Here is a 25,950-nt window from a genome sequence, read left to right as displayed (position 1 = left end):
GTGCGGCTGCTCCGGTCCGCCGCCGTGGCCGTCCACCGCGCGCCGCGCCGGGGCCCGTGCGGCGGCCTACGGGGTCAGACGGGCTGAGGCGCGGGAACCGCCTCCTCGCCCAGCACGAAGGAGGGGTCGACCTGGGCCGCCAGATCGGCACCCGTCCTCGCGTTGCCCCAGCTCTCGGCGTTCCTCAGGTGGAAGTGCACCATCTGCCGGGTGTAGCGCTCCCAGTCGCGCCGCTCGTAGGAGGCGTCGGCCGTCTCGTACAGCACGCGCAGCGCCGCGTGGTTGGCGTCCTCCAGTTCCGGGAAGGGCCTGGGGCGGCCCTTCTCCAGCGCGCGCACCCAGTCGGAGTGCCCGAAGGCCACCAGCAGGTCGTCCCCGGCCTCGGAGCGCAGGAAGTCCAGGTCGTCCTCGCCCTGCACCTTGTTGCCGACCACGCGCAGCGCGACGCCGTAGTCGCGGGCGTACTCCTTGTACTGCCGGTAGACCGCCACGCCCTTGCGGGTCGGCTCGGCCACCAGGAACGTCATGTCGAAGCGCGTGAACATCCCGGAGGCGAAGGAGTCGGAGCCGGCCGTCATGTCGACGACCACGTACTCCCCGCGCCCGTCGACCAGGTGGTTCAGGTACAGCTCCACGGCGCCGACCTTGGAGTGGTAGCAGGCCACGCCCAGGTCCGCCTCGGTGAAGGGGCCGGTGGCCAGCAGCCGTACGTCCCCGCCGCCGGGAACGCCGGCGAGCCGGACGCGGCGGGCGCAGGCGTCGTGGACGGGGTTGTCCTCGGTGATCCGCAGCAGCCGGGAACCCTCGCCCGGCGGGGTCGTCTTGATCATCGTCTCGGCGGAGGCGATCCGCGGATTGGTGCCGCGCAGGTAGTCCTTGATCAGCGGCAGGTGGGCGCCCATCGCGGGCAGGGCCGCGGCCTCCGCCTCGTCCAGTCCCAGCGCGACGCCCAGGTGCTGGTTGATGTCGGCGTCCACGGCGACGACGGGGACGCGGTGGGCGGCGAGGTGGCGGATGAACAGTGAGGACAGCGTCGTCTTGCCGCTGCCGCCCTTTCCAACGAAAGCGATTTTCATAACCGGAAGCGTAGTCGGGCGCCCGGGGCCCGCAGCGCGATCACGTGAAGAAGACCACTCGATCGTGGGGCGTGGCCTCCGGTCGCGGGTGCGTAGGGTCTACACATGCCTACGACTGCCGATCCCCTCGCCGCGCTGGGCGCGCTGCCCGGCGTGGCCGACTCCGTCGACTCGGTGCGCCGGGCCGTGGACCGGGTGTACGGGCACCGCGTGATGCGGCGCCGCAGCAGCGAGGTCACCGCCGAGGCGGTGCTGCGCGGGGCGCGGGCCTCCGCGGCGCTCGGCGGGGCCGACTGGCCGCTGGAGGAGGTGCGCCGGCGCAGCGACTTCGGGGCGGACGCCGAGGCGCGTACGGTCGGCGCGGCGCTGCGGGCGACGGCGGAGGCCGGGCAACTGCTGGACGTGTGGCGGCAGTCGCCGCTGCGGGTGCTGGCCCGGCTGCACCTGGTGGCGGCGGGCGGCGACGTACGGGACTCCGCCTCGGTGCGGTCCGGCGGCGACCCGGTGGGGCGGCCCCGGCTGGCGGGCGAGCCGGTGACGGAGCCGCTGCTCGAAGGGTTTCCACTGCTGGACGCCGCCGAGGTGTCGGCCCGGCTGGACGCCCTGGCCCAGCTCGTCGTGGCGGGCACCTCCGCGCCCGCGCTGGTGGTGGCGGCGGTGGTGCACGGCGAGCTGATGGCCCTGCGCCCCTTCGGCACGTACAACGGCCTGGTCGCCCGGGCGGCGGAGAGGATCGTCCTGATCGGCGGCGGTCTGGACCCCAAGTCCGTCTGCCCGGCGGAGGTCGGCCACGCCGAGCAGGGCGGCGACGCCTACGTCCGCGCGCTCGAGGGATACGTGTCGGGCACCCCGGAGGGCATGGCGGAGTGGATCGCCCACTGCGGCCGGGCGGTTGAGCTGGGCGCGCGCGAGAGCACGGCGGTCTGCGAGGCGCTGCAGCGCGGGGCGGCCTGACCGTCCGGTCCCGCGGCCCTTCCCGGCCCGCGCTTTCAGGAACCTGACGGTCCGCCGGAGATGGCCGCGGAAGCGGCGGGGCCGGCACGGGAGCGGGCGTGCGGAACACATGGACCGCACGGACGCATGGACACCGTGCACACCGCGGACGGACGCATGCGGCGGCACCGGCATGGAGTCGGTGTCGCCGCTGGCATGTCCGCCGGGGTACCAGGCGTGCACGGTGTATGCCGGACCAGGGGGGATGTCGCCCTACCCCGGTGCGGCTGGCCCTATCGCGGGTCGGCTGCGCGTGGGTTCCCGACGTCCATGTTCGGTCCGTGGGGCCTTTGTCTGTACCGAACTTCCTCTCGGATGCACTTCGGTTCAGGTCTCGCGGGCCGTCAACTCCTTTGTACCCTGCCGGGAGGTGAAGCGGAACCCTTCACCCCGGATATTTACTTTCCCCTTCAAACGCCGCTATACGTTGCCGAATCGGGCGCGACGCCGGTTCGTGTACCACACCAGGCCGGCGGTGGCCGCCGCCGCACCGACCGCCACCGCGGCGGCCAGGACGGGCCGCTGGGGCATGGTGAACGAGGAGAACCGCTGCTTGAGACGGACGGGGCGCTGGAAGGTGAGGATCGGCCAGTCCCGGGCCACCGCCTCCCGGCGCAGCGCCCGGTCCGGGTTGACGGCGTGCGGGTGGCCGACCTCCTCCAGCATCGGGACGTCGGTGATCGAGTCGCTGTAGGCGTAGCAGCGGGAGAGGTCGTACCCCTCGGACTCCGCCAGCTCGCGCACCGCCTCGGCCTTGGCCGGGCCGTACGCGTAGTACTCCACCTCGCCCGTGTAGCAGCCGTCCTCGACGACCATGCGGGTCGCCACGACGCGGTCCGCGCCGAGCAGCTCGCCGATCGGCTCGACGACCTCGGCGCCGGAGGCGCTGACGATCACGACGTCGCGTCCGGCGAGGTGGTGCTCCTCGATGAGGGACGCGGCCTCGTCGTAGATGATCGGGTCGATGAGGTCGTGGATCGTCTCGGCGACGATCTCCTTGACCTGCTGGACGTTCCAGCCGCGGCACAGCGCGGACAGGTAGGCGCGCATCCGTTCCATCTGGTCGTGGTCGGCGCCGCCCACGAGGTACACGAACTGCGTGTACGCGGTGCGCAGCGCGGCGCGCCGATTGATCAGACCGCCCTGGTAGAAGGACTTGCCGAAGGTGAGCGTGCTCGACTTCGCAATGACCGTCTTGTCCAGGTCGAAGAAGGCGGCGGTGCGCGGCAGCGAGTGGTTTTCCACGGGGGTGAGCATATGCGCCCACCATTCGGCGTAAGGTGGGGCGCGTGGGTTTGCCTGAGAAGCCTCTCGGGTACACCATGGAAGTCACGGATCGTTCGCGACCGTGCTACCCCGGTCCGGCTCCTCCCCCCCCGAGTCGGCCGTGGGGACGACCCCCGCTCTCCCCCCCGGCGGGGGTCGTCGCATGTCCGGGCACATGTCGTGTCGTCCGGCGCTTTCCGGGGGCTTTTTCGATCTTCAATGGCGCCTCTCTTCCGCTCTTCATGATCCGTCACTCTCCGTGTCCGTCAGGATGCTCACGGGAGGTCACTCGTTTGGGTGAGCGGGTTATTCACAACTGCTGAGTTGTCCCCGTATTTGGACCAAGATCATCTCCTTTTTCCGATCCCCGGCACGGTGATTGCGCACGGCGCTCGCGGATGTCCCGCGAACTGGAGAGTGCGAATCCGGAAGGAGATCGGACAGTGACCGGAAGCATCCTCATCGTCACGGAGGACGAGAAACTGCTGGACGACCTGTTGCGGCTGTGTGCGGCGGCCGGGGCCGAGGCGGAGGTGGCGCACGGGGCGCCGCCGGGTCCGGAGGTCTGGGAGAGCGCCCCGCTGGTGCTGGTCGGCGACGACCGGGCCGGGCCGCTGTCCCGCTCGGCGCGCGCGCCCGCACGCCGGGCGGGGGTGCTGCTGGTCGGCCGGGATCCGGACGATCCCGGCGTCTGGCAGCGTGGCGTGGGGATCGGCGCCGAGCACGTGGTCCTCCTGCCGGACGGCGAGTCCTGGCTGACGGGGCGGATCGCCGATGCGGCCGAGGGCGTCGGCCGGCAGGCGCTGACCGTCGGGGTGATGGGCGGCCGCGGTGGGGCCGGGGCCTCCACCCTGGCCTGCGCGCTGGCGGTCACGGCGGCGCGCGCCGGGCACCGCACGATGCTCGTCGACGGCGACCCGCTCGGCGGCGGGCTGGACATCCTGCTCGGCGGGGAGCGGGCGGAGGGCCTGCGCTGGCCGGCGTTCGCCGAGTCGCGCGGCCGGGTCGGCGGTGTGGCGCTGGAGGAGTCCCTGCCCGTGCTGCACGGTCTGCGGGTGCTCAGCTGGGATCGCGGGGACAGCGTGGCCGTCCCGCCGGAGGCGGTGCGCGCGGTCCTGGGCGCGGCCAGGCGCCGCGGCGGGGTGGTCGTGGTGGACCTGCCGCGGCGGCTGGACGAGGCGGCGGCCGAGGTGCTGGTCCAGCTCGACCTGGGGCTGCTGGTCGTCCCCGCCGAGCTGCGGGCGGTCGCGGCGGCGCACCGGGTGGCCTCCCGGGCGGGCATGGTGCTGCGGGACCTGCGGGCGGTGGTGCGCGGCTCCTCCGGCTCCGGGCTGGACGGCGGGGAGATCGCCCGGCTGCTCGGGCTGCGGCTCGCCGGCGAACTCCCCACCGAAGGGGGGCTGTCGGCGGCGGTGGACGGCGGTCGGCCGCCCGGTGCGGACGCCCGTGGTCCGCTGGCCCGGTTCTGCGCGGAGTTCTGGGACCGTGTGCTTCCCGCCTCCGGTGCGGTGCCGCCCGCCGGCGGCCGGGGGAGCGTGGCCGTATGAGCGCGCGTACGGGCGCGGAGGCGGATGTGCGCGCCGGGACGGACGTACGGGCCGGGACGGACGCGCGAAGGGGGGCGGGGGCCTCGCGGACGCTGGTGGACGCGGTGCGGCTGCGGCTGGCCGAGACCGGCGCCGACCCCACGCCCGCCGGGGTCGCGGCGGCGCTGCGGGCCCAGGGGCGGTTGCTCGGGGACAGCGCGGTGCTGGGCGTGGTGGAGGCCCTCCGGTCGGAGATGATCGGCGCCGGACCGCTCGAACCGCTGCTGGCCGAGCCGGACGTGACGGACGTGCTGGTGACGGCGCCGGACGAGGTCTGGGTGGACCGGGGGAGCGGGGTGGAGCGCACCGCGGTCCGCTTCCCGGACGCGGCGGCGGTCCGTCGGCTGGCCCAGCGGCTGGCCACCTCGGCGGGACGGCGGCTGGACGACGCCCGCCCCTGGGTGGACGCCCGGCTCCCGGACGGCACGCGGCTGCACGCGGTGCTGCCGCCGGTGGCGGTCGGCTGCACGTGCCTGTCCCTGCGGGTGGTGCGGCCGCGGGCCTTCGCACTGCCGGAGCTGGTGACGGCCGGGACGGTGCCGCGCGGTGGCGACCGGCTGCTGCGGGCGCTCCTGGAGGCCCGGCTGTCGTTCCTGGTCAGCGGGGGCACCGGCACGGGCAAGACGACCCTGCTGTCGACCTTGCTGGGGCTGGTGGGGCCGCGGGAACGGATCGTCCTGGCCGAGGACTCGGCCGAGTTGCGACCCGACCATCCGCACGTGGTGCGGCTGGAGACCCGTCCGGCCAACCAGGAGGGCGCGGGCCGGGTCTCCCTGCGGGACCTGGTGCGGCAGGCACTGCGGATGCGGCCGGACAGGCTCGTGGTCGGCGAGGTCCGCGGCGGTGAGGTGACGGACCTGCTGGCCGCGCTGAACACCGGCCACGAGGGCGGCTGCGGGACGGTGCACGCCAACGCGGCGGCCGACGTGCCCGCTCGGCTGGAGGCGCTGGGCACCACGGCCGGGCTCGACCGGGCCGCGCTGCACAGTCAGCTCGCGGCGGCGCTGTCGGTCGTGCTCCATCTGGCGCGGGACCGCCGGGGACGCCGGAGGATCGCCGAGGTCCATGTGTTCGAACAGGACCGGTACGGCCTGGTGAGGACGGTGCCCGCCGCCTCCTGGGCCCCGGAGGGCTTCGTGCGGGAGCGGGGCTGGCCGCGGCTGGAGCGGCTGTGCGCACGGGGCGGTGGTGCGCTGTGACGGCGGGCGGAACGCAACCGGACGCGGTGTACACGGGATCGGTGTGCGCGGCGGCGGTGTGCCTGGGCGCGCTGGCCTGGCTGACGGGCGGACCGGGAGAAGGAGTGCGCCGGGCGCGGCTGCTGTGCGCGGGCGGCACCGGCGCGGTGCCGCGGCGGGGCGAGGCCGGGGGGCCGGTGGTGGAGGCGGTCGTCCGGACGGTGCGCAGGCTCGCGGCCCGGGTGGGGCGTGCGGGGTGGTGCCTGGTGGGCGGTGCGGTGCTGGCGCTGTGGGGGGAGTCGGTACTGCCGCTGCTGGCCGGTGCCGCGGCGGTGCCGCTGCTCGGACGCCGGCTGCGGAGACGGGAGCGACGGCGTGCGGGGGAGGCGCGGGAGGCGGCCGTCATCGACCTGTGCTCGGCGGTCGCCGGTGAGCTGCGGGCGGGCCGCACTCCGGAGCGGGCCCTGCTGACGGTGGGGATGTCCGGCTTCGGGGACGGCGGGGCGGCGGTGCTCGCGGCCGCCCGCTTCGGCGGGGACGTGCCGGAGGCACTGCGGCAGGCGGCCCGGCAGGAAGGGGCGGACGGACTGATCGGGGTGGCCGCGTGCTGGCAGGTGGCGGTGGACGGGGGCGCGGGACTCGCGGACGGCCTGGACCGGGTGGCCGGGGCGCTGCGGGCGGAACGCGACCAGCGGGAGGAACTGCGCGCCCAGCTCGCGGGCCCGCGGTCCACGGCGCTGGTGCTGGCGCTGCTGCCGGTCTTCGGCCTGCTGCTGGGCGGCGCCATGGGGGCGCAGCCGCTGCGGGTCCTGCTGCACAGCCCGGCCGGATGGGGCTGTCTGACGGCGGCCGGGCTGCTGGAGTGGGCCGGACTGGCCTGGGTCTCCCGGATCGTCCGGACGGCGGAGAGGGGCGATCGGAGGTGAGCGGCGAATTCGTCCACAGGCTGTGGACAGTGTCGGCCGTGTTCCCCGTGACGATCACCGCCGTGTGTCTGGCGGACGCGGCGCCGGCGGTGCGGCGGCTGCGACGGCGGCGGCGACTGGCGGCCCTGTCGGCCGCCGGGGTCGGCGGGCGGGTGCCGTGGCGGGCGGTCCGGGCGGTGCGCCGGCTGCCGGTGCGGGACGCGGCGGTGAGGGCCGGGGTGGCGGCCGGGACGGTGGCCCTGGGGGCCGTGCTGGTCGGTGGTCCGGTCGGCTGGCTGCTCGGGCTGGCCGCGGCGTACGGCCTGTGGCGCTTCCTGAGCGCCCGTGGGGGCCGAGCGGATCAGGTCCGGCGATCATATAGGAACAAATGTCTCAAACCTGGTCATTCGGATGCCGACTCCCGGGTGACCGAGCAGTTGCCCATCATCGCGGAGTTGCTGGCCGCCTGTCTGGCGGCGGGTTCGGGGCCGTGCGAGGCGGCCGGGGCCGTGGGCGGCTCGGTGGGCGGGCCGCTCGGCGAGCGGCTGGTACGGGCCTCGGCCGAACTGCGGCTCGGCGGTGACCCGGCGGCCGTCTGGGGACGGCTGGCCGAACTGCCGGGGACGGCGGCGCTGGCGCGGTGCCTGGAACGCGCGGGAACGACCGGGGTGCCCGCGGTGGAACCGGTGGGCCGACTGGCGGCCGAGTGCCGGGCCCGCCGTGCGCGGACGGCCATGGAACGGGCCCGGCGGGCGGCGGTCCTGGTCACGGGGCCCCTGGGGCTGTGCTTCCTGCCCGCCTTCCTGCTGGCGGGCGTGGTTCCGGTGGTCATCGGCCTGGCGCGGTCACTGCTGTGAGCCGGGCGGGGCGGACCACGGGTGGCCGTCCGGCCGATGGGCGGCCGGACGGCGAATCGAGAACGACGAGGGGTGAGGAGAGAGTCATGTGGGGACGGACGCGGACGTGGGCCGGCGGGATCGTGCGCAGGGCACGGAGCCGGGACGCGCAGGCCGGGATGAGCACCGCGGAGTACGCGGTGGGCACGATCGCTGCGGCGGGCTTCGCGGCGGTGCTCTACAAGATCGTCACCAGCGGCCCGGTCAGTGCGGCGATGCAGGGCCTGATCGAGCGGGCGCTCGATGCGGGCCTCTGAGCGGCCCCCCGGCGCCGTCGCGGCGAACGCGCGGAAGGCGGGGGAGCCGGGGCCATGGGAACGGGATCCGCGGGAACGGGCTTCGCGGGAACGGGGCTATGTCACCGCGGAGACCGCCGTGGTGGTGCCGTCCCTGGTGGCGCTGCTGGGGATGCTGCTGTGGGGCGTGGCGGCGGCGGTCGCGCAGGTCCGGTGCGTGGACGCGGCGGGCGCCGGGGCGCGGGCGGCGGCCCGGGACGAGCCGCCGGAGAGGATCCGGCGGGCCGTACGGGCGATCGCGCCGCGCGGGGCCGGGGTGGAGATGTCGCGGGAGGGCGACCTGGTACGGGTGCGGGTGACGGCGAGGGCGGCCGGCCCGGGACCGCTGGGCGTGGATCTGGGAGCGGAGGCGGTGGCACATGCGGAACCATCCGGGTGACCGCCGGGGCGGGCACCGCCGCCACCGCGACCGGGGCTCGGCCACGGTGTGGGCGACCCTGTGCGGACTGGCGCTGTGCGTGCTGGCGGTGGGCGTCCTGGGACTGGGGCAGGCCGTGGCGGCGCGCCACCGGGCCGGTGCGGCGGCGGACACGGCGGCCCTCGCGGCGGCCGACCACGCCGTACGGGGCGAGGAGGCGGCGTGTGCCGCGGCCCGGCGGGTGGCTGCCGCACAGCGGGCGCGGGTGGTGCGCTGCCGGGTGCGGGACCGGATCGCCGACCTCACGGTGCGGGTGCGGGCGGGTCCGTACGCCGCCGGGGTGCGGGCCCGGGCGGGGCCTGCCGCAGCAACTCCGTGAGGAGCCGGACGGCGCCGCGCTTGTGCAGCGGGTCGTTGCCGTTGCCGCACTTGGGCGACTGGATGCACGACGGGCAGCCGCTGTCGCACTCGCACGCGGCGATGGCCCGGCGGGTGGCGGTCAGCCAGTCGCGGGCGGTGTGGAAGGCCCGCTCGGCGAAGCCGGCGCCGCCGGGGTGGCCGTCGTAGACGAAGACCGTCGGCAGCAGGGTGTCCGGGTGCAGGGGGACGGAGACGCCGCCGATGTCCCAGCGGTCGCAGGTGGCGAACAGCGGCAGCATGCCGATGGCGGCGTGCTCGGCGGCGTGCAGGGCGCCGGGCAGCACCTCCGGGCCCACCCGGGCGGCGTCGAGCTGGTCCTCGGTGACCGTCCACCACACCGCGCGGGTGCGCAGGGTGCGCGGCGGCAGGTCCAGCTTGGTCTCGCCGAGCACCTCGCCGGTGACGAGCCTGCGCCGCAGGTAGGAGACGACCTGGTTGGTGACCTCGACCGAGCCGAAGCACAGCCGCGCCTCGCCCCAGGGGACCTCGGCGTCGGTCTCCAGGACGGAGATCGCGGTGGTGTCCCGGGCCATCGTCGTCCAGGGCGGGTTGGCCTCCTCCACCAGGGCGACCGCCTCGTCCAGGTCGAGGTGCCGGACGACGTAGCTGCGGCCCTGGTGGAGGTGGACGGCGCCCTCGTGGACGGTGGTGTGGGCGGCCGCGGCGTCGACCGTGCCCAGCAACCGCCCGGTGGCCGACTCCACCACCTGGACGGGGCGGCCGCCCTGACCGCGGATGTCGGTGAGGTCGGTGGCCCGCTCGCGCCGGGTCCAGTACCAGCCCGTCCCCCGGCGGCGCAGCAGCCCGCGCCGCTCCAGCCGCGGCACCAGCTCGGGCACGGCCGGGCCGAACAGCGCGAAGTCGTCCTCGGTGAGGGGGATCTCCGCCGCGGCGGCGCACAGGTGGGGGGCGAGGACGTAGGGGTTGTCCGGGTCCAGGACGGTGGACTCCACGGGGCGGCGGAAGATCGCCTCGGGGTGGTGGACGAGATAGGTGTCCAGCGGGTCGTCCCGGGCGACGAGGATGGCCAGGGCGCCCTGCCCCGCCCGTCCGGCACGTCCCGCCTGCTGCCACAGCGAGGCCCGGGTGCCGGGATAACCGGCCAGGACGACGGCGTCGAGGCCGGAGACGTCGATGCCGAGTTCGAGGGCGGTGGTGGCGGCCAGCCCCAGGAGCTCGCCGGAGTGCAGGGCCCGCTCCAGGGCACGGCGCTCCTCCGGCAGGTAGCCGCCGCGGTAGGCGGCGATCCGTTCGGCCAGGGCGCGGTCCACCTCGGCCAGCCGCTCCCGGGCGATCACCGATATCAGTTCGGCGCCGCGCCGGGAGCGGACGAAGGCGACGGTCCGCACGCCCCGTACGGCCAGGTCGGTGAGCAGGTCGGCGGCCTCGGCGGTGGCGGTCCGCCGCACGGGGGCGCCGCGCTCGCCGCGTATCTCCGTCAGCGGCGGCTCCCACAGGGCGAAGACCACCTCGCCGCGCGGGGAGGCGTCCTCGGTGATCTCGGTGACGGGCAGGCCGGTGAGCCGCGTCGCGGCCGCGCCGGGCTCGGCGGCGGTGGCGGAGGCCAGGAGGAAGACGGGGTCGGCGCCGTAGCGGGCGCACACGCGCCGGAGCCGGCGCAGCACCTGGGCGACGTGGGAGCCGAACACCCCGCGGTAGGTGTGGCACTCGTCGACGACCACGTAGCGCAGCGCGCGCAGGAAGGAGGACCAGCGGGGATGGGCGGGGAGCACGCCGCGGTGCAGCATGTCGGGGTTGGTGAGCACCAGGTTGGCGTACTGCCGCACCCACTCGCGCTCCTCGACCGGGGTGTCGCCGTCGTAGACGGCCGGGCGGACCGCGGTGCCCAGCGGGGCGGCCAGTTCGCCCACGGCCCGCCGCTGGTCGGCGGCGAGCGCCTTGGTCGGGGCGAGGTACAGGGCGGTGGCGCCCCGCCCGTTCGGGGCCTCGGAGCCGTCCAGCAGGGCGCTGAGCACCGGCGTCAGATAGGCCAGGGACTTGCCCGACGCCGTGCCGGTGGCGACGACCACCGACTCCCCGCGCAGGGCGTGTTCGACGGTGCGCGCCTGGTGCTCCCACGGACGGTCGATGCCCGCCTCGCGGATCGCGTCGACCACTTCCGGCCGAATCTGGCCAGGCCAGTCCGCATGACGACCGTTACGTGGGGGCAAGTGCTCCGTATGGGTGATGCGCATGGCCCGGTCCGCCCCAGCGGCAAGGCTTTGGAGGACCGCTCGGGGAGACGGGGACGAGGGACGTGCGTCTGCCGACGCCGCGCGGTGGTTGCTGGCCATCGGGACCGAGTGTGTCACCGGCGCGACGGACAATGGTCGCAAGGCGTCGTGCAGGCCCCCGGGTAAGTGATTGAATGCTTCTGCGGCTGCCGATCCGTCCCCTACCTTCGGTGGGGAGGCCCCGTCCCACCTCCGGTGGGGAGAGGCTCTCCCCGTCTTCGGTGGGGAGGCCCCACACCCGCCCTCGGCGGGGGGAACCCAGGGGGGCGGACCGCTCGATAGCAAGGTGCTGGAGGATCCGTGGACCTGTCCCTGTCGACCCGTACCGTCGGCGATCGCACGATCGTCTCGGTGGGTGGCGAGATCGATGTATACACCGCGCCCAAGTTGCGTGAGCAACTGGTCGAGCTGGTGAACGACGGCAGCTACCACCTGGTCGTGGACATGGAGGGCGTTGACTTCCTCGACTCCACCGGCCTGGGGGTGCTCGTCGGCGGACTGAAGCGAGTGCGCGCCCACGAGGGCTCGCTGCGTCTGGTCTGCAACCAGGAGCGCATTCTCAAGATCTTCCGTATCACCGGCCTGACCAAGGTGTTCCCCATTCACACCTCGGTCGACGAGGCCGTGGCGGCCACCGACTGAAGCCGGCCCGCCGACGGGAAGTCGAGCCCTGACGAGCCCGCACGAGGCGGAGATCAGGGGTACCGGACCGGCGCACGCCGGCCCGGTACCTCTGGATGATCATGGGCTCGACGCCCGGGGCGTCGGATCACCAGGTGACCGCACGTATGGACCGAGGGGAATGGCATGGCCACCGTCGAACTGCGTTTCAGCCCGCTGCCCGAGCACGTGAGAACGGCGCGCCTGGTGGCGGCCGCCGTGGCGCGCCGGGCCGGCGTCGACGAGGCCGTACTCGACGAGGTGCGGCTCGCGGTCGGTGAGGCGTGCAGCAGGGCGGTGGGCCTCCACATCGGCCACGGTCTCGACACACCCGTCCGGGTGGCGCTGACCGAGGACGAGAAGGTGTTCCGCATCGAGGTCGGCGACGACGTCCCGCAGGTGGCCCACAGCCCGGCGCACGGCTCCTCCGCCGAGGGGGACGGGGCCGAAGGCGACGACGAGAGCGACCTGGGACTCGCGGTGATCAGCGGACTGGTGGACGACCTGGAGGTGTCGGCCGACGGACACGGCGGCCTCATCCGGATGAGCTGGCCGACCAGCTCGGCGTCCGTCGAATCCTGACGCCCCGCTCCGGCACCGGGCCCGAGGCCCGTCCCCCGGACACCGGGCCCGAGAACATCCGGCCCCCGAGACCCGAGGTCCCGAGATCCCGGCCCTCAGGACCCCGGCCCTCCCCAAGACCCCGGAGCCCTGAGCTCCCGACACCCCGAGAACCGGCCCCGAGCAGGGGCCGTTCTTCATTTGGAGATCATTTCTCCGGCAGTGGGGAGAGGAATGTTTCCGCTGTCCGGGGGAATTATTTTGGTGCCCGCTATTCGATCTTTGCGGGTGCGGATTAATGGCGAATACCGCACTCTAGTTGTAAGCCGGAGCGGCTCCTACAATCCGTCCACATCTTTGCAGCAGGACGCCTGAGCGTGCTTGCGCGCGCCCATGTGCCAAACGTCAAGGAGGACGAATGGCGGGGCACTACACCCACATCTCTTCCCAGTACCGTCCGCAGTTGGCCGAAGCCGTGCTCACCAGCGGCAATCGCGGCCTGGTGCTGGTGATCGCGCTCGTCGCCGCGGCAGCCCTGGCGGTCGCCGTGGTGCTGGTACGTCAAGTGCTCGCGGCCGGTGAGGGCACCGACGGCATGAAGAAGATCGCCGCTGCCGTGCAGGAAGGCGCCAATGCCTACCTCGCGCGGCAGTTGCGCACTCTCGGCGTATTCGCCGTCGTGGTCTTCTTCCTGTTGATGTTGCTCCCGGCGGACGGTATGGGGCAGCGAATTGGCCGCTCGGTGTTCTTCCTGGTCGGCGCCGGTTTCTCGGCGGCCACCGGCTATATCGGCATGTGGCTCGCGGTGCGCAGCAACGTACGGGTCGCCGCTGCCGCGCGGGAGGCCACTCCCGGTGCGGGAGAGCCCGCGAAGGACCTGACCGAGGTGTCCCACCGGGCGATGAAGATCGCTTTCCGCACGGGCGGGGTCGTCGGCATGTTCACCGTCGGCCTCGGCCTCCTCGGCGCCGCCGTCGTGGTGCTCGTCTACGCCGCCGACGCCCCCAAGGTGCTGGAGGGCTTCGGCCTGGGCGCCGCCCTGATCGCGATGTTCATGCGGGTCGGCGGCGGCATCTTCACCAAGGCCGCCGACGTGGGCGCCGACCTCGTGGGCAAGGTCGAACAGGGCATCCCCGAGGACGACCCGCGCAACGCCGCCACCATCGCGGACAACGTCGGCGACAACGTGGGCGACTGCGCGGGCATGGCGGCCGACCTCTTCGAGTCCTACGCCGTCACCCTGGTGGCCGCGCTCATCCTGGGCACGGTCGCCTTCGGCGACTTCGGCCTGGCCTTCCCCCTGCTCGTCCCGGCGATCGGCGTCGTCACCGCCATGATCGGCATCTTCGCGGTCGCGCCGCGCCGGGCCGACCGCAGCGGCATGACCGCCATCAACCGCGGATTCTTCATCTCCGCGGTGATCTCGCTGGGCCTCGTCGCCGTCGCCGCGTTCATCTACCTGCCCTCCAGCTTCGGCGAGCTCGACGGCGTCACCGACCCCGGCATCGCCGGCCACGACGGCGACCCGCGCGTCTTCGCGCTGGTCGCGGTCGCCATCGGCATCGTGCTCGCCGCGCTGATCCAGCAGCTCACCGGCTACTTCACCGAGCCGAGCCGCAAGCCCGTCCGCGACATCGGCAAGACGTCGCTGACCGGTCCCGCCACCGTGGTCCTCTCCGGCATCTCCATCGGCCTGGAGTCCGCGGTCTACACGGCGCTGCTGATCGCCCTCGGCGTCTACGGCGCGTTCCTGCTGGGCGGCGCCTCCATCATGCTGGCGCTGTTCGCCGTCGCCCTGGCGGGCACCGGCCTGCTCACCACCGTCGGTGTCATCGTCGCCATGGACACCTTCGGCCCGGTCTCCGACAACGCGCAGGGCATCGCCGAGATGTCCGGCGACGTCGAGGGCGCGGGCGCCCAGGTGCTCACCGACCTCGACGCCGTGGGCAACACCACCAAGGCCATCACCAAGGGCATCGCCATCGCCACCGCGGTGCTGGCCGCCGCCGCCCTCTTCGGCTCCTACCGCGACGCGATCGCCACCGCCGTGGCGGACGTGCGCGCCCGGGCCGGGGAACTGGGCCTGAGCCTGGACATCTCGCAGCCGAACAACCTGGTCGGCCTGATCCTCGGCGCCTCCGTGGTCTTCCTCTTCTCCGGGCTGGCGATCAACGCGGTGTCCCGGTCGGCGGGCTCGGTGGTCTTCGAGGTGCGGCGCCAGTTCCGCGAGCACCCGGGGATCATGGACTACACCGAGAAGCCCGAGTACGGCCGCGTCGTGGACATCTGCACCAAGGACGCGCTGCGCGAGCTGGCCACCCCCGGCCTGCTGGCCGTCATGGCGCCCATCGCCGTCGGCTTCACCCTCGGCGTCGGCGCGCTCGGCTCCTTCCTCGCCGGTGCCATCGGCGCGGGCACGCTGATGGCGGTCTTCCTCGCCAACTCCGGCGGGGCCTGGGACAACGCCAAGAAGCTCGTCGAGGACGGCCACCACGGCGGCAAGGGCAGCGAGGCCCATGCGGCCACCGTGATCGGCGACACCGTCGGCGACCCGTTCAAGGACACCGCCGGACCCGCGATCAACCCGCTGCTGAAGGTGATGAACCTGGTGGCGCTGCTGATCGCGCCCGCGGTGGTGCAGTTCAGCTACGGCGACGACGCCAGCGCCTGGGCACGGGCCCTCGTCGCCACCCTGGCCCTCGTCGTCATCGTCGGCGCGGTCTACGCCTCCAAGCGGCGCGGCATCGCAGTCGGCGATGAGGTCGGCGACGAGGGCGGCGAGAGCGACGGGGGCGGTGCGGGGGGCGGCACGGCCGGTCGTGCGCCGGGCGCCACCGGCACGTCCTCGGGGTCGTCGGAGTCCGGGGCCCCGGTGGTGGCCCCCTAGGACGGCGCCGGAACTCCGGGAATCCCGCCGCGGGCGGGCGGCGCGCATCCGGGCGCGCCGCCCGCCCGCGGCCGTGTGCGCCCCCGCCGGGCTCGCGCCACCCCGGACGCCCGGGGGCGGTGTGTGAGATACGCGTGTCGTGGGCCATCCCATAGCGGCTGAAACCAGGGCACAAGGAGCGCCCGACGCATGGCCGTTGGGCCATCTGCGTGTATGTTCCGGCCCGGAAGCCACGAAGGGACCGATCCGGAGTGAAGAAGAAGCTTGCGGCCGCGCTGGCCGGCAGCGCGGCACTCGTCCTCGTCCTCAGCGGATGCGGCGACGACGGCGAGGAGAAGACCGCCGCGTGGGCCAAGAAGGTCTGCGACCAGGTCCAGCCCCAGGTGAAGAAGATCCAGCAGGCCAACACCGCCATCACCCAGGCCACCCAGGGCGACCGGGCCTCGGAGGAGATAAAGGAGATCGACACCAAGGCCTTCCAGGACATCTCCCAGGCGTACGGGGCGCTGGCCGACGCCGTGGACGAGGCGGGCGCCCCGCCCGTCGAGGACGGCGCCAAGCTCCAGAAGGACGCGGTCGCCCAGCTCGAGGGCATGTCCGGGAAGTACGCCGACCTCAGGAAGCAGGCCGGGGAACTGGACACCGGTGACCAGGCGAAGTTCGCCGACGGCCTGAAGGACATCGCCGACGAGCTGGGCAAGCTCGGCAAGAGCGGCGACCGGGCGCTGGACAAGCTCCAGGAGGGCGAACTCGGCGCCGCCATGGCCGAGCAGGAGGGCTGCCGGAAGCCGTCGTCGCCGTCCGCCTCGGCCGCCTGACGGAGGACGCCCGAGGCACCGGGCGTCCCCGCGGGAGTCCCCACGGGGCAACTCCGCACGGGACAATGGGGAGGTGAGTACGGATCGCCTCCCCGCCCCCGGCCCCGCCCTGCCCCGGCTGCGCGACGCCTTCCTCGCCGCCGGCTTCACCCCCGACGGACTGCTGGAGCTGCTCGGCGCCCCCGCCTACGCCGCCCTCGCCCGCAGCGAGACCGTCCCCGCGCTGCGCGCCACGCGGGGCGACGGACCGCTGGAGACGCTGGTGCGGCTGTTCCTGCTGCAGCGCCCCGTCCCGTACGGGCGGGCCCGCGCCGCGCTCCCGGTGGACGACGCGCTCGCCGACGGCTGGCTGCGCCGCACCGGGGACGACGGCGGCGAGGGCGGTGGGAGCGGCGACGCCGTACGGGCGACCGTGGACGTGCGGCCGTACGGCGGGCCCGAGGGACAGAACTGGTGGATCGTCTCCGACCTCGGCTGCGCGGTCGGCGGCGCCGGCGGCATCCGCACCGCCAAGGACACGGGCACGGCCGCCGCGGTGGACGCGGAAGCCGGTCCGGCCGCGGGCGCGGCCGACCGCTCGCGGCTCGTCCTCGGCGTCGGCGGCGCCTCCACCACCCTGGCGGGCATCACCGTGCGGACCCCGGTGGCCCGTGCCCTGGACCTCGGCAGCGGTTCGGGCATCCAGGCCCTGCACGCCGCTCAGCACGCCACCTCCGTCACCGCCACCGACCTCAACCCCCGCGCCCTGCGCTTCACCCGCCTGACCCTGGCCCTCTCCGGGGCGCCCGAGCCCGAGCTGCGCGAGGGCTCCCTCTTCGAGCCGGTCGAGGGCGAGGCGCCCTACGACCTGATCGTCTCCAACCCGCCCTTCGTCATCTCCCCCCGTGCCGCCGACGGGGCCCGGCTCACCTACCGGGACGGCGGCATGGGCGGCGACGACCTGTGCCGCACCCTCGTCCAGCGCTCCGCCGAGCACCTCGCCGACGGCGGCTACTGCCAGCTCCTGGCCAACTGGCAGCACGTCGACGGCCAGGACTGGCGCGAGCGGCTGGCCTCCTGGGTGCCGCCGGGGTGCGACGCCTGGATCGTGCAGCGCGAGGTGCAGGACGTCGCGCAGTACGCCGAGCTGTGGCTGCGCGACGGCGGTGAGCACCTGGGCGACCCGGCGGCGTACGCCGCCCACTACGACGCCTGGCTGGAGGAGTTCGAGGCGCGCGGGACCACGGCCGTCGGCTTCGGCTGGATCACCCTGCGCAAGTCGGGCGCCGAACGGCCGTCCGTCACCGTCGAGGAGTGGCCGCACCCGGTCGAGCAGCCGCTGGGCGAGGAGGTCCGCGCCCACTTCGAGCGCCGGGACTTCCTGCGCGCCGTGGACGACGCGGCCCTGCTCGCCACCCGCTTCCGGCTGGCCGACGAGGTGGTGCAGGAGCAGATCGGCAGGCCCGGCGCGGACGACCCGGAGTACGTGGTGCTGCGTCAGAACCGCGGCATGCGGCGGGCGACGACGGTGGACACGGTCGGCGCGGGCTTCGCGGGCGTGTGCGACGGTTCGCTGCCGGCGGGCCGCATCGTCGACGCCATCGCCCAACTCCTCGGCGAGGAGCCGGTGGAGCTGCGCGACCGCACCCCGCAGTCGATCCGGCTGCTGGTCGAGCAGGGCTTCCTGCTGCCCGTCCGGGAGGCGTGACGGACGGCGCCGGGGTGCGCGGCGGAGAGCGGGGGCGTACGGGGGGGCGGCCCGGGGAGGTGTCCCGGTGGCGTTCACCCGGCGTTCGCCCGCCGGTCCTCCGGGGGTGCCACCGTGCTCCGCATGGAAAGCGGACCCGCCGCCTTCGCCGGGGCGGCCTTCACACTGTTCGGCGCCGGACTGCTGCTGTGGACCTCGCTGCGCGTACGGTTGCGCGAGCCCGTGGCGGAGGGGACGAATCCGGTCGTGGCGACGGTGCTCACCTCCCTGTTCGGCGTGGCCTTCCTGGCCGTCGGCGCCTGGGTGTTCACGCGCCCGTGAGTCCTCCGGCGCGGCACCTGGAGCTCCGGGAACCCGGACGGCCCGCGTCCCCCGGCCGGGGGACGCGGGCCGTCGTACGGTTGCCGGGGCGGACCGGTCGTCAGCCGCGCAGGACGCGGCCCTGCTTGTCGGTGCGGTCGCTGCTGGTGAGGAAGAGGATTCCGTCGATCAGCGCCCAGAAACCCAGGCCGCCGCAGGTCAGGAGCTGGGCGATCGCCATGCCGGTGTGACCGGTGTAGAAGCGGCCGGCTCCCAGGCCGCCCAGGAGGATCTGCAGCAGACCAGCGGTGATCTTGGACTTGTCGGAGTACGGCTGGCCGTTGGGCGCGGTGCCGGTGAACGCCATGGTTGGCTCCTCAGATGCGTCATCGGGGATAGACCGCAGCCCTTTGGAACATGCCCGTCGTGGTGCGGCGAAGACCCTGACCGCCGTCGATCGCCGGGGGTTGTGCCGCTGCCCGGAGTCGTGATCGAACGGTTATCCGAGAGGCTGATGAGGAAAGAGGGACGGAAGGGGCAGGGGGGAATTCAGCCCACCAGGTTCCGCACCAGGGCCCACGCCACGGCGGCGCCCAGCACCACCGCCGTGCCCCACCTCCCCGGCGACGGCCGGTAGCGGCGTCCGCGCAGACCCGCCACGAGCCACCGTCCGCCGAGGTACGCGGCCGCCGGGACGCCCGCCGTCAGCAGCAGGGCGTTGTCGTGGAAGGCGGCGACGACGTCCCCGTGCATCAGGTCGTACGCCATGCGCGTGCCGCCGCACGCCGGGCACAGCAGTCCCGTGACCCAGTTGAACGGGCAGCGCGGCAGCAACTGCCCGGGCCGGTGCGGGTCGGTCCCCCACAGGTAGGCGGCCCCGGCCAGCGCGGCGGCGAGCGCGGTCAGCGGCGGCGCGGCCGGGTGGGCCCGGGCGGCGCGGAGCCGCGAGAGCACTGCGGCCGCTCTGGCCGCACCCGTCCCACCGTTCACCGCCGTCCTCCCGCCGTCCGGCTCAGCTCCGCAGCACGCGGCCCTGTGCGTCCGTGGCGCCGTCCTGGGTGAACAGGATGATCGCGTCGACCAGCGCCCAGATGCCGCAGCCGCCGCAGGTGAAGAGCTGGCCGAGGGCCAGGCCGGTGTGGCCGGTGTAGAAGCGTCCGACGCCGAAGCTCCCCAGGAAGAGCGAGAGCACACCCGCCACGACCTTGGACTTGTCCGAGTAGGGGCGGCCGTAGGGGTCGTAGCCGTACGGAGCGTTCGGATCCCCGGTGTATCCCCCCGGGGCCGGCGGCGGGACCTGCTGCGGGTAGCCGTACGCGGGCTGGCCCGGCTGGGACTGGGCGTAGGGGTTGTGCTGCGGCGGCTGCTGCGGCTGTTGCGGCTGGCCGTACGGGTTCTGGTAAGGATCGGACATCGGCGGTTCCCCCGGAGCGGATGGCTGGGACGGACAGACGCCTCATCTTGCCAGTCACCACCGGGCGGCAGGAATGGTGGTTGTCGGGTTACCGTTCGAGTGGCGTTGTGGACTTTTCCCGTTTGACACGGGGGCGGGAGGTACCGTCACACTCCGCAGCGAGAGCGCAAGTGCACCCAGAGCCGACCACGGACCGGGACCCAGGGAATTCACGGAACCGGAGAGAAGAGCGAGAAGAAGTTGTCCCCGACCAGCAAGACCGCACGCGGCGGGCGCCGACTCGTGATCGTCGAGTCGCCGGCCAAGGCCAAGACGATCAAGGGCTACCTCGGTCCTGGCTACGTGGTCGAGGCCAGCGTCGGGCACATCCGCGACCTGCCGAACGGCGCCGCCGAGGTCCCCGCCAAGTACAAGAGCGAGCCGTGGGCCCGGCTCGGCGTCAACGTCGACCACGACTTCGAGCCGCTGTACGTCGTCAACAGCGACAAGAAGGACCAGGTCAAGAAGCTCAAGCAGCTCCTGGCGGAGTCCGACGAGCTGTTCCTGGCCACCGACGAGGACCGCGAGGGCGAGGCCATCGCCTGGCACCTCCAGGAGGTGCTCAAGCCCAAGGTCCCGGTCCGCCGGATGGTCTTCAACGAGATCACCAAGGACGCCATCCGGGCCGCCGTCTCCAACACCCGCGAGCTGAACCAGCGCCTGGTCGACGCCCAGGAGACCCGCCGCATCCTCGACCGGCTCTACGGCTACGAGGTCTCGCCGGTGCTGTGGAAGAAGGTCATGCCGCGGCTCTCGGCGGGCCGCGTGCAGTCCGTCGCCACCCGCCTGGTGGTCGAGCGCGAGCGCGAGCGCATCGCGTTCCGCTCCGCCGAGTACTGGGACCTGACCGGCACCTTCTCCGCCGGCCGCGCGGGCGCCGACGCCGCCGACCCGTCCTCCTTCACCGCCCGGCTGACCGCCGTGGACGGCCGCCGCGTCGCCCAGGGCCGCGACTTCGGCCCCGACGGGCGGCTCAAGGGCGGGACGGGCGAGCGCGGGCAGGTCCTCCACCTGGACGAGGAGGCCGCCCGCGCGCTGGCCGCGGCTCTGGAGGGCACCGACTTCACCGTCCGCTCGGTGGAGTCCAAGCCGTACCGCCGCTCGCCCTACGCCCCCTTCCGCACGACCACCCTCCAGCAGGAGGCGAGCCGCAAGCTGGGCTTCGGCGCGAAGATGACCATGCAGGTGGCCCAGAAGCTGTACGAGAACGGCTTCATCACCTACATGCGGACGGACTCCACCACCCTGTCCGACACCGCGGTCGCCGCCGCCCGCGCCCAGGTCGCCCAGCTCTACGGCGCCGACTACCTGCCCGACCGCCCCCGCACCTACGCCGGCAAGGTCAAGAACGCGCAGGAGGCCCACGAGGCGATCCGCCCCTCCGGCGACCGCTTCCGCACCCCGGCCGAGACGGGACTGACCGGCGACCAGTTCAAGCTGTACGAGCTGATCTGGAAGCGGACGGTGGCCTCCCAGATGAAGGACGCCACCGGCCAGTCCGTCACCGTGAAGGTCGGCGGCCGCAGCGCGGACGGCCGGGACGTGGAGTTCAGCGCCTCCGGCAAGGTCATCACGTTCCACGGCTTCCTCAAGGCGTACGTCGAGGGCGCCGACGACCCCGCCGCCGACCTCGACGACCGCGAGCGCCGCCTGCCGCGCGTCGAGGAGGGCGACCCGCTGACCGCCACCGAGATGTCGGTGGACGGCCACGCCACCAAGCCCCCGGCCCGCTACACCGAGGCCACGCTGGTCAAGGAGCTGGAGGAGCGCGAGATCGGGCGCCCCTCGACGTACGCGTCGATCATCGGCACCATCCTCGACCGCGGCTACGTCTTCAAGAAGGGCACGGCGCTCGTCCCCTCCTTCCTCTCCTTCGCCGTCGTCGGCCTGCTGGAGAAGCACTTCGGCCGCTTGGTCGACTACGACTTCACCGCGAAGATGGAGGACGACCTCGACCGCATCGCGGCCGGCGAGGCCGAGGCCGTGCCGTGGCTGCGCCGCTTCTACTTCGGCACCGACGACCCGCGCTCCGGCGCCTCCTCCGCGGCCGACGCGGGCAACGGCGACGGCGACCACCTCGGCGGCCTGAAGGACCTGGTCTCCGACCTCGGCGCGATCGACGCCCGCGGCGTCTCCTCCTTCCCCGTCGGCGACGGCATCGTGCTGCGCGTCGGCCGCTACGGCCCCTACGTCGAGGAGCCGCCCGGCCCCGACGGCGAGCCCGGCCGCCGCGCCGACGTACCCGCCGACCTGCCGCCGGACGAGCTGACGGTGGAGTACGCCAGGGAGCTGCTGGCCAAGCCCAGCGGCGAGCTCGAACTGGGCACCGACCCGGAGACGGGCCACACCATCGTCGCCAAGGCGGGCCGCTACGGGCCGTACGTCACCGAGGTGCTGCCCGAGGGCACGCCCAAGACGGGGAAGAACGCGGTGAAGCCGCGCACCGCCTCCCTGTTCAAGTCGATGTCCCTGGAGACCGTCACCCTCGACGACGCCCTGAAGCTGCTCTCCCTGCCGCGCGTGGTCGGCACCGACCCCGAGACCGGCCAGGAGATCACCGCGCAGAACGGCCGCTACGGCCCCTACCTGAAGAAGGGGACCGACTCGCGGTCGCTGCAGAGCGAGGACCAGATCTTCACGGTCACCCTCGACGAGGCCCTGGCGATCTACGCCCAGCCCAAGCAGCGCGGCCGGGCGGCGGCCAAGCCGCCGCTCAAGGAGCTGGGCACCGACCCGGTGAGCGGGCGGCCGGTGGTGGTGAAGGACGGTCGCTTCGGGCCGTACGTCACCGACGGGGAGACCAACGCCACGCTGCGGCGCGACGACGACGTGGAGACGATCACGCCGGAGCGCGGGTACGAGCTGCTCGCGGAGAAGCGCGCGAAGGGCCCGGCGAAGAAGACCGCCAAGAAGGCGGCGGCCAAGAAGACCGCCGCGAAGAAGACCGCGGCCAAGAAGACGGCCGCGAAGAAGACGGCGGCGAAGACCGCCGCCCGGAAGGCGGCGGAGTGAACCGCGGGGGGTGATCCGCTGGGCGGACGGGAGCGGACCGCCCGGCGGACGCCCCGCGGACCGCTCCGTACGGGCGACATCGCTCGCCTGTTCGGAGCGGTCCGTCACCCCCGCGCCTTCGCCCGCTAGGCTGGCGGAATGACGCGTGCAGAGCAGCCACCGGTCGTGAACCCCACCTCCGACGCCCTGGCCGCGGACTCCCGCGAGCGCGCCGTGCGGGCCCTGCTGAGGCATGCTCCCCTGCGGCGGCTGTGGGGTGCACAGCTCGCCAGTGCCGTCGGTGACGCCCTCGCCCTGCTCGTCCTGGTCCTCCTCGCCCTGCAGGCGGCCGTCGTCGTGCCCGCCACGGGCGGCGAACCGGTCCTCGGCGGCGGCTACCGGGGCGTGGCGCTCTCCGTCGCCGCCGTCCTCGGCACCCGGCTGCTGGCCACGCTGCTGTTCGGCGCCGTCCTGCTGGGTCCGCTGTCCTCCCTCACCGCGAACTCCTCCGGCGCGCTCGACCGCCGCTGGACCATGATCGGCGCGGACGGCGTGCGGCTGGCGCTGATGGTCGTCGCGCCGCTGTGGATCGAGTGGACCCCCGACCAGGCGTTCGCGTTCGTGCTGGTCACCGTCTTCCTCGTCGGGGTCGCCGAGCGCTTCCGGGCCGTGGCCAAGGACAGCGCCGCCCCCACGCTCCTGCCCGCCCCGCCGCCCGAGGGCGCCGCCGTGCGCCCCCTGCCGGACCACCACGACGCGCTGCGCCGCCTGTGGCTGCGGACGGGCTTCGCCGCCGTCCCGCTGGCCGCCGCGGCGCTGGTCGCGGTCACCCTGGTCAGCAACCTGCTGGGCGCGGGCGTGGAGTGGTTCACCACCCACCAGGCGGCGCTGGCGTCGTACGCCGCCGCGGGCCTGTCCGCCGCGTCGGCCGTCCTGCTGTACTTCCTCCGCCTCCCCGCCGGCGACACCCCGCGCCCCCGCTCCCCGCTGGAGGGCCTGCGCCGGCCCCGGCTCGGCAAGGTGGAGAAGGGCGACAAGGGCGCGCGCAAGGCGGTGGACAAGGGCCGCACCGGCGCCGCCCCGCTGCTCGTCCTCGCCTGCGCCTGCGTCGCCGCCGCCATCGCCGCGGCCGTGGCCCTGGCCGCCCTGCACGCCGCCGACCTCGGCGGCGGCCCGGTCCTCTTCGGGCTGTTCGTCCTGGCGCTGACCGGCGGCACCGGCGCCGGCATCCGCCGGGCGCCGCGCGTGCTGCCCGCCCTGTCCCGGCGCCGGCTGCTCGCCCTGGCCGTGGCCCTGACCGGCCTGGCGCTGCTCGCCGCCGGGCTGACCCCCGACACCACCACCGTCCTGCTGCTGCTCCTGCTCGCGGGCCTGGCCGCCGGGATCGCCGCGAACACCGGCCACACCCTGCTGGACGAGGAGACCGAGGAGTCCCGCCGCGCCCGGATGACCGACCACCTGCACGCGGTCGTACGGCTCGGCATCGCGCTCGCCGCCGTCGTCGCGCCCGTGCTGGCGGGCCTCATCGGCCCGCACCGCGTCGAAAACGGCGACTTCGTCTTCGCCCACGGCGGCGCCGCCTTCACGCTGATGATCGTCGGCGCGCTGCTGCTGCCGGTGGCCGCGCTGGTCCTGGTCCGCCTCGACGACCGGCAGGGCGTGACGCTCCGGCACGACCTGCGCGAGGCGTTCGGCGGCGGCGCCGAGCCGCGGCAGGCCCCCTCGCCGACCGGCTTCTTCATCGCCCTGGAGGGCGGCGACGGCGCGGGGAAGTCCACGCAGGTGGAGGCGCTGGCCGAGTGGATCCGCGCCAAGGGCCACGAGGTCGTGGTCACCCGCGAGCCGGGCGCGACCCCGATCGGCAAGCGGCTGCGCTCGATCCTGCTCGACGTCTCCTCGGCCGGCCTGTCGCACCGCGCCGAGGCGCTGCTCTACGCCGCCGACCGCGCCGAGCACGTCGACTCGGTGGTGCGGCCCGCCCTGGAGCGCGGCGCGGTCGTCATCTCCGACCGCTACATCGACTCCTCCGTCGCCTACCAGGGCGCCGGCCGCGACCTGTCGCCGACGGAGGTCGCGCGGATCTCCCGCTGGGCCACCGACGGGCTCGTACCGCACCTGACCGTGCTGCTGGACATCTCCCCGGAGGTCGCCCGCGAGCGGTTCACCGAGGCGCCCGACCGGCTGGAGTCGGAGTCGGCGGAGTTCCACCGGCGGGTCCGCTCCGGCTTCCTCGCCCTGGCCGCCGCCGACCCGACGCGCTACCTGGTGGTGGACGCCGGCCTGGAGCCGGAGGCGATCACCACGGTCGTACGGCACCGGCTCGACCAGATGCTGCCGCTGTCCGAGGCCGAGATCGCGGCCCGCGAGGAGGCCCGGCGCCGCGCCGAGGAGGAGGCCCGGCGGCGCGCGGAGGAGGAGGCCGCGCGCAAGGCCGAGGAGGAGCGCCTGGAGCGCGAACGCCAGGAGCAGCTCGCCCGGCTGCGCGCCGAGGAGGAGGAACGCAGGCGGCGCGAGGAAGAGGAGGCCCGCCGGCGCGAGGAGCTGCGCCTGGCCGAGGAGGCCCGCCGACGCGCCGAGGAGGCCCGCCGCCTGGCGGAGGAGGAGCGCGCCCGCCGCGAGGCGGAGGAGCGTGCCCGCCGCGAGGAGGAGGAACGCCGTCGCCGCCTCGCCGAGGAGGAGGCCCGGCTGCGGGCCGAGGCCGAGGAGCGCCGCCTGGAGAAGCAGCGCAGGGCCGAGGAGGCGCTGCTCCGCGCCGAGCAGGCCCGCCGCCTGGCCGAGGAGGAGCAGCAGCGCCGGCACTCGCTGCGCAAGGACGAGGACGGACCGGGGCACCGGCACTCGCTGCGCAAGGACGAGGGGACCGGCGACGAGGAGGAGACCAGGGTCCTGCCGCAGGTCTCGCCGGACGCGGAGGAGACGGTCGTCCTGCCGCACCCCCAGCCGCCGGTTCCGCCGTCCGGCGCGCCCGGCGGCGGGCCCGACGCCGAGGAGACCGCCGTCCTGCCGCAGGCGCAGCCGCCCGCCCGGCCGCCGGCGGACCGGGGGCCGTCGTGGGCGTTCCGGCCGGAGGAGCCCGGCGCCGGCGCGCCGGGCGGCGAGGAGCGCACGCGGGAGCTGCCGCAGGTCGACGAGCAGGGCCGCCCCCGGCGCCGTCCCGCCTGGGCGGAGGAGACGCCGATGGACGACCTGCCCACCCTCGCCGACGAACTGCTCGGTCCTCACCAGGAATTGACCGGGGACACCGGCGGCACCGTCGGGGACGAGGACGAGGACGGGAGCGGCCGGCGCCGCGGCGGGCGGGGACGCCGGGGCTGAGGCCCGCCGCCCCCGCACCCCGGCGGCCTCCGCCGCGCCCCGTCCCCGGCGGTCCACGGCCGTCCACCAC

General features: G+C 74.4%; 22 protein-coding genes. 16 read left to right on the top strand and 6 right to left on the bottom strand.

The features are described from left to right. Window positions 1-74: 74 nt before the first annotated feature. A complete protein-coding gene (locus VE546_RS05000) occupies window positions 75-1,076 on the bottom strand; it encodes an ATP-binding protein (protein WP_324918902.1) in 1,002 nt (333 codons plus the stop codon). Between the two features lie 105 nt (window positions 1,077-1,181). On the opposite strand from VE546_RS05000, the gene VE546_RS04995 reads away from it, so the two are divergent. Beyond that, window positions 1,182-2,030: an oxidoreductase gene (locus VE546_RS04995; protein ID WP_324918899.1), complete on the top strand. Its 849-nt coding sequence runs from the start codon at window positions 1,182-1,184 to the stop codon at window positions 2,028-2,030. A gap of 459 nt (window positions 2,031-2,489) precedes the next feature. Here VE546_RS04995 and VE546_RS04990 read toward each other — a convergent pair whose 3' ends face one another. Next, window positions 2,490-3,326, bottom strand: a complete 837-nt coding sequence (locus VE546_RS04990; protein ID WP_324918897.1) for an HAD family hydrolase — start codon at window positions 3,324-3,326, stop codon at window positions 2,490-2,492. A 407-nt stretch (window positions 3,327-3,733) separates the two neighbouring features. Between VE546_RS04990 and ssd the strand changes: the two genes are divergently transcribed. The 7 genes from ssd (at window position 3,734) to VE546_RS04955 (ending at window position 8,933) form a co-directional block, all read left to right on the top strand. Then, window positions 3,734-4,882, top strand: a complete 1,149-nt coding sequence (ssd, locus tag VE546_RS04985) for a septum site-determining protein Ssd (protein WP_324918894.1) — start codon at window positions 3,734-3,736, stop codon at window positions 4,880-4,882. Then, a complete protein-coding gene (locus VE546_RS04980; protein ID WP_324918891.1) occupies window positions 4,879-6,120 on the top strand; it encodes a TadA family conjugal transfer-associated ATPase in 1,242 nt (413 codons plus the stop codon). The genes ssd and VE546_RS04980 overlap by 4 nt, the downstream gene beginning before the upstream one ends. Window positions 6,121-6,146: 26 nt before the next feature. Beyond that, window positions 6,147-7,025 carry a type II secretion system F family protein gene (locus VE546_RS04975; RefSeq protein ID WP_324918888.1) on the top strand — a complete coding sequence of 293 codons (879 nt, stop codon included), beginning with the start codon at window positions 6,147-6,149 and terminating at the stop codon, window positions 7,023-7,025. Window positions 7,026-7,063: 38 nt separating this feature from the next. Beyond that, window positions 7,064-7,861 carry a type II secretion system F family protein gene (locus tag VE546_RS04970; RefSeq protein WP_324918885.1) on the top strand — a complete coding sequence of 266 codons (798 nt, stop codon included), beginning with the start codon at window positions 7,064-7,066 and terminating at the stop codon, window positions 7,859-7,861. A gap of 86 nt (window positions 7,862-7,947) precedes the next feature. Further along, complete coding sequence (locus VE546_RS04965; protein ID WP_324918882.1) at window positions 7,948-8,157, top strand: DUF4244 domain-containing protein; 210 nt, start codon at window positions 7,948-7,950, stop codon at window positions 8,155-8,157. Window positions 8,158-8,275: 118 nt separating this feature from the next. Further along, window positions 8,276-8,575: a TadE family type IV pilus minor pilin gene (locus VE546_RS04960; RefSeq protein ID WP_324918879.1), complete on the top strand. Its 300-nt coding sequence runs from the start codon at window positions 8,276-8,278 to the stop codon at window positions 8,573-8,575. Next, the gene (locus VE546_RS04955; protein WP_324918876.1) at window positions 8,556-8,933 is read left to right on the top strand and encodes an Rv3654c family TadE-like protein; all 378 of its coding nucleotides are present in this window, start codon (window positions 8,556-8,558) and stop codon (window positions 8,931-8,933) included. Before VE546_RS04960 ends, VE546_RS04955 begins: the two co-directional genes overlap by 20 nt. On the opposite strand, the gene VE546_RS04950 is transcribed toward VE546_RS04955, so the two are convergent. Beyond that, entirely contained in the window at window positions 8,857-11,322 is a 2,466-nt protein-coding gene (locus VE546_RS04950) for a DEAD/DEAH box helicase (RefSeq protein ID WP_324918943.1), read from the bottom strand. The two genes, VE546_RS04955 and VE546_RS04950, sit on opposite strands and share 77 nt — an antisense overlap. A 186-nt stretch (window positions 11,323-11,508) precedes the next feature. Here VE546_RS04950 and bldG point away from each other — a divergent pair, with 186 nt between their 5' ends. The 6 genes from bldG (at window position 11,509) to VE546_RS04920 (ending at window position 18,142) form a co-directional block, all read left to right on the top strand. Next, window positions 11,509-11,850 (top strand): anti-sigma factor antagonist BldG, encoded by a 342-nt coding sequence (bldG, locus tag VE546_RS04945; RefSeq protein ID WP_093657489.1) that lies wholly within the window; start codon window positions 11,509-11,511, stop codon window positions 11,848-11,850. 165 nt (window positions 11,851-12,015) lie between these two features. Continuing rightward, window positions 12,016-12,450, top strand: coding sequence for an ATP-binding protein (locus VE546_RS04940; protein WP_324918871.1), 435 nt, complete (start codon window positions 12,016-12,018; stop codon window positions 12,448-12,450). 397 nt (window positions 12,451-12,847) lie between these two features. Continuing rightward, on the top strand, window positions 12,848-15,316 hold the full coding sequence (locus VE546_RS04935) for a sodium-translocating pyrophosphatase (RefSeq protein WP_324918868.1): 2,469 nt from the start codon (window positions 12,848-12,850) through the stop codon (window positions 15,314-15,316). A gap of 251 nt (window positions 15,317-15,567) precedes the next feature. Next, window positions 15,568-16,134, top strand: coding sequence for a small secreted protein (locus tag VE546_RS04930; RefSeq protein ID WP_324918865.1), 567 nt, complete (start codon window positions 15,568-15,570; stop codon window positions 16,132-16,134). 73 nt (window positions 16,135-16,207) lie between these two features. Continuing rightward, the gene (locus VE546_RS04925) at window positions 16,208-17,821 is read left to right on the top strand and encodes a class I SAM-dependent methyltransferase (protein ID WP_324918862.1); all 1,614 of its coding nucleotides are present in this window, start codon (window positions 16,208-16,210) and stop codon (window positions 17,819-17,821) included. Between the two features lie 123 nt (window positions 17,822-17,944). After that, window positions 17,945-18,142 (top strand): hypothetical protein, encoded by a 198-nt coding sequence (locus VE546_RS04920; protein WP_324918859.1) that lies wholly within the window; start codon window positions 17,945-17,947, stop codon window positions 18,140-18,142. A 100-nt stretch (window positions 18,143-18,242) separates the two neighbouring features. Here the strand turns inward: VE546_RS04920 and VE546_RS04915 are convergent, their stop codons facing one another. From VE546_RS04915 to VE546_RS04905, 3 genes are all read right to left on the bottom strand, one after another. After that, window positions 18,243-18,488 (bottom strand): TM2 domain-containing protein, encoded by a 246-nt coding sequence (locus VE546_RS04915; protein WP_324918856.1) that lies wholly within the window; start codon window positions 18,486-18,488, stop codon window positions 18,243-18,245. A gap of 182 nt (window positions 18,489-18,670) precedes the next feature. Then, window positions 18,671-19,075 carry a DUF2752 domain-containing protein gene (locus VE546_RS04910; RefSeq protein ID WP_324918854.1) on the bottom strand — a complete coding sequence of 135 codons (405 nt, stop codon included), beginning with the start codon at window positions 19,073-19,075 and terminating at the stop codon, window positions 18,671-18,673. A 58-nt stretch (window positions 19,076-19,133) separates the two neighbouring features. Continuing rightward, a complete protein-coding gene (locus VE546_RS04905; protein ID WP_324918851.1) occupies window positions 19,134-19,535 on the bottom strand; it encodes a TM2 domain-containing protein in 402 nt (133 codons plus the stop codon). Between the two features lie 240 nt (window positions 19,536-19,775). Here VE546_RS04905 and topA point away from each other — a divergent pair, with 240 nt between their 5' ends. Both topA and tmk read left to right on the top strand, forming a co-directional pair. After that, the gene (gene topA / locus VE546_RS04900; protein WP_324918848.1) at window positions 19,776-22,586 is read left to right on the top strand and encodes a type I DNA topoisomerase; all 2,811 of its coding nucleotides are present in this window, start codon (window positions 19,776-19,778) and stop codon (window positions 22,584-22,586) included. A gap of 138 nt (window positions 22,587-22,724) precedes the next feature. Then, the gene (gene tmk / locus VE546_RS04895; protein ID WP_324918845.1) at window positions 22,725-25,880 is read left to right on the top strand and encodes a dTMP kinase; all 3,156 of its coding nucleotides are present in this window, start codon (window positions 22,725-22,727) and stop codon (window positions 25,878-25,880) included. The last annotated feature ends 70 nt before the right edge of the window (window positions 25,881-25,950 follow it).

This window comes from Streptomyces sp. (assembly GCF_035644915.1).
Classification (GTDB): Bacteria; Actinomycetota; Actinomycetes; order Streptomycetales; family Streptomycetaceae; genus Streptomyces.
Note: the sequence above shows the minus strand (reverse complement) of the source record. Positions and strands in the feature narration are given on the sequence as shown.

Excerpts from the sequence above, each read along its gene's own strand:
- VE546_RS04935 (WP_324918868.1), top strand. The coding sequence starts at position 12,848 with ATGGCGGGGCACTACACCCACATCTCTTCCCAGTACCGTCCGCAGTTG.
- VE546_RS04995 (WP_324918899.1), top strand. The coding sequence starts at position 1,182 with ATGCCTACGACTGCCGATCCCCTCGCCGCGCTGGGCGCGCTGCCCGGC.
- VE546_RS04915 (WP_324918856.1), bottom strand. The coding sequence starts at position 18,488 with ATGGCGTTCACCGGCACCGCGCCCAACGGCCAGCCGTACTCCGACAAG.
- VE546_RS04980 (WP_324918891.1), top strand. The coding sequence starts at position 4,879 with ATGAGCGCGCGTACGGGCGCGGAGGCGGATGTGCGCGCCGGGACGGAC.
- VE546_RS04920 (WP_324918859.1), top strand. The coding sequence starts at position 17,945 with ATGGAAAGCGGACCCGCCGCCTTCGCCGGGGCGGCCTTCACACTGTTC.
- VE546_RS04990 (WP_324918897.1), bottom strand. The coding sequence starts at position 3,326 with ATGCTCACCCCCGTGGAAAACCACTCGCTGCCGCGCACCGCCGCCTTC.
- VE546_RS04965 (WP_324918882.1), top strand. The coding sequence starts at position 7,948 with ATGTGGGGACGGACGCGGACGTGGGCCGGCGGGATCGTGCGCAGGGCA.
- tmk (WP_324918845.1), top strand. The coding sequence starts at position 22,725 with ATGACGCGTGCAGAGCAGCCACCGGTCGTGAACCCCACCTCCGACGCC.
- VE546_RS05000 (WP_324918902.1), bottom strand. The coding sequence starts at position 1,076 with ATGAAAATCGCTTTCGTTGGAAAGGGCGGCAGCGGCAAGACGACGCTG.
- VE546_RS04940 (WP_324918871.1), top strand. The coding sequence starts at position 12,016 with ATGGCCACCGTCGAACTGCGTTTCAGCCCGCTGCCCGAGCACGTGAGA.
- ssd (WP_324918894.1), top strand. The coding sequence starts at position 3,734 with ATGTCCCGCGAACTGGAGAGTGCGAATCCGGAAGGAGATCGGACAGTG.
- VE546_RS04955 (WP_324918876.1), top strand. The coding sequence starts at position 8,556 with ATGCGGAACCATCCGGGTGACCGCCGGGGCGGGCACCGCCGCCACCGC.
- VE546_RS04905 (WP_324918851.1), bottom strand. The coding sequence starts at position 19,535 with ATGTCCGATCCTTACCAGAACCCGTACGGCCAGCCGCAACAGCCGCAG.